The organism is Pelagibacterium sp. (assembly GCF_035555455.1).
In the GTDB taxonomy this organism is placed as follows: domain Bacteria; phylum Pseudomonadota; class Alphaproteobacteria; order Rhizobiales; family Devosiaceae; genus Pelagibacterium.
The window spans coordinates 1-2,581 of sequence record NZ_DATMGM010000014.1; the positions used below are offsets into that span (position 1 = coordinate 1).

Below are 2,581 nucleotides of genomic sequence, written 5' to 3' on the forward strand. Positions count from 1 at the left end.
ATCATGGCGGTGCCGCCCCTAATCGAGCGCGAGACGTTCGACGCGGTGCAAGCCCGCCTCAAGTCCCGCAATCCCATGGTGACGCCTGCACGTGTCTCCAGCGGCCCGACGCTCCTGACCGGCATTTGCTTCTGCGCCAAGTGCGGGGGAGCGATGACCCTTCGCACCGGCCAAGGCAGCACGGGCGCGACATACCGCTACTATACCTGCTCGACCAAGGCCCGGCAGGGCAAGACCGGCTGCAAGGGTCGCACAATCCCCATGGACAAGCTGGACCATACGGTCGCCGATTATATCGGGGACCGCCTGCTCCTGCCCAAGCGGTTGGAAACCGTCCTTGCCTGCGTCATCGACCGCCGACAGGAACGCACCGAACGCCGCCGCGAGCATCTTGCCGAGCTTCAAAGGCGAATCACGGAAGCCGACCAGCGGCTCGGCCGTCTCTTTGACGCCATCGAAGCCGGCATGGTGGACAAGGACGACGCCATGGCAAAGGAACGCATGGTGAGCCTCAAGGCATTGCGGGATCAAGCCGCCGCCGACGCGGAGCGCACGCAGCTCGCGCTCGATAGTTCAGGCAATCAGGGCGTCACCCCCGATATGCTCAAGGGGTTTGCCCGCAAAGCCCGTGAACGGATCAGGCTCAACGATGGCGGCTACCGCCGCGACCATCTACGCGCGCTGGCGCAGCGTGTCGAGGTTGCCGACGACGAGGTTCGCATCATGGGATCGAAGTCGGAACTGCTGCGAACGTTGGTCGCCGCTTCAAGCGTAGAAACGGCGGCGTTCGGCGTTCATAGTTCTGTTCTGAAATGGCGCACCCGACACGATTCGAACGTGTGACCTCTGCCTTCGGAGGGCAGCGCTCTATCCAGCTGAGCTACGGGTGCCCGGGCGCTGACGCGCCTGAGGGGAACGGCGCGAACCTACTGTAAGAGCGCCGGTTGCGCAACAGAGGAATTGGCGGAAGTCCACTGTTGCGTATGTAAGATGCCGATGGTGCGAGCCTAGTCGTCGCCCATCTTGAGGGCCTTGATGAAGGCCTCCTGGGGAATCTCGACCTTGCCGAACTGGCGCATTTTCTTTTTCCCCTCCTTTTGCTTTTCCAGCAGCTTGCGCTTGCGGGTCGCGTCGCCGCCATAGCATTTGGCGGTGACGTCCTTGCGCATGGCGCGCACGGTTTCGCGGGCAATGATGCGTCCGCCGATGGCCGCCTGGATGGGAATGACGAAAAGGTGCTGGGGAATGAGGTCCTTGAGCTTTTCGCACATGACACGGCCCCGGTGTTCCGCCTGCGAGCGGTGCACCAGCATCGAGAGCGCGTCGACCGGTTCGGAATTGACCATGATGCTCATCTTGACCAGATCGCCCGTGCGATAATCGTCGAGCTGGTAGTCAAAACTGGCATAGCCCTTGGAAATCGACTTCAGCCGGTCATAGAAATCGAACACCACCTCGTTCAGCGGCAGATCGTATTCGACCATCGCCCGATTGCCGACATAGGAGAGGTTTGTCTGCATCCCGCGCCGATCCTGGCACAGTTTCAGGATCGCGCCCAGATATTCATCCGGCGTGAGAATGGTCGCCTTGATCCAGGGCTCGGCAATCTCGGCAATCTTGATCGGATCGGGCAGATCGGCGGGGTTGTGCAGCTGGATGACCGAGCCATCATTCATGTGCACATTATAGACCACCGAGGGCGCCGTGGTGATCAGGTCGAGGTTGAATTCGCGACTCAGGCGCTCCTGAATGATTTCCAGGTGCAGCAGGCCCAGAAACCCGCAGCGGAAGCCAAAGCCCAGTGCCGCCGAAGTTTCCATCTCGAACGAGAAGCTGGCGTCGTTGAGGCGCAGCTTGCCCATTGCGGCGCGCAGATCGTCAAAATCTGACGCATCGACCGGGAACAGGCCGCAGAACACCACCGGCTGGGCCGGGCGGAAGCCGGGCAGGGGCTCGGCAGTGGGCTTGCGGTCATCGGTGATGGTGTCGCCGACATTGGTATCGGCCACTTCCTTGATCGACGCGGTGAAAAAGCCGATCTCGCCAGGGCCTAGTTCGCCAACTTCGACCAGTTTTGGGGTGAAGACGCCCACCCGGTCGAGGTCGTAAGTCGCGCCGGACTGCATCATGCGGATTTTCTGGCCCTTGCGGATGCGCCCATCGACCACCCGGATCAGCACCACGACGCCGAGATAGAGATCGTACCAGCTATCGACCAGCATGGCCTTGAGTGGCGCATTCTCATCGCCGACGGGGGCGGGCAGGCGGTCGACAATGGCGGCCAGCACCTTGTCGATCCCGATGCCGGATTTTGCCGAAATCTCCACAGCGTCGGAAGCATCGATGCCGATCACGTCCTCGATCTGCTGCTTGACGCGCTCAGGCTCGGCGGCGGGCAGGTCGATCTTGTTGAGGACCGGCACGATCTCCAGACCGGCATCGATCGCCTGATAGACATTGGCCAGGGTCTGGGCTTCCACGCCCTGGCTGGCATCCACCACCAGGAGCGCGCCCTCGCAGGCGGCCAGGCAGCGCGAAACCTCATAGCCGAAGTCCACATGGCCCGGCGTGTCCATCAGGT

The 2,581-nt window shown here is 62.1% G+C and carries 2 protein-coding genes and 1 tRNA gene; 1 reads left to right on the top strand and 2 read right to left on the bottom strand.

The features are described 5' to 3' along the window. Positions 1-843 (top strand): zinc ribbon domain-containing protein (locus VNS12_RS02325; protein WP_325486229.1); only part of this gene is annotated, 843 nt, incomplete at its 5' end. Here the strand turns inward: VNS12_RS02325 and VNS12_RS02330 are convergent. After that, positions 814-890: transfer RNA gene (locus VNS12_RS02330), tRNA-Arg, on the bottom strand. The genes VNS12_RS02325 and VNS12_RS02330 overlap by 30 nt on opposite strands. 117 nt (positions 891-1,007) lie before the next feature. After that, positions 1,008-2,581, bottom strand: a 1,574-nt coding sequence (gene lepA, locus VNS12_RS02335) for a translation elongation factor 4 (protein ID WP_325486230.1), incomplete at its 5' end; no start/stop codon positions are given.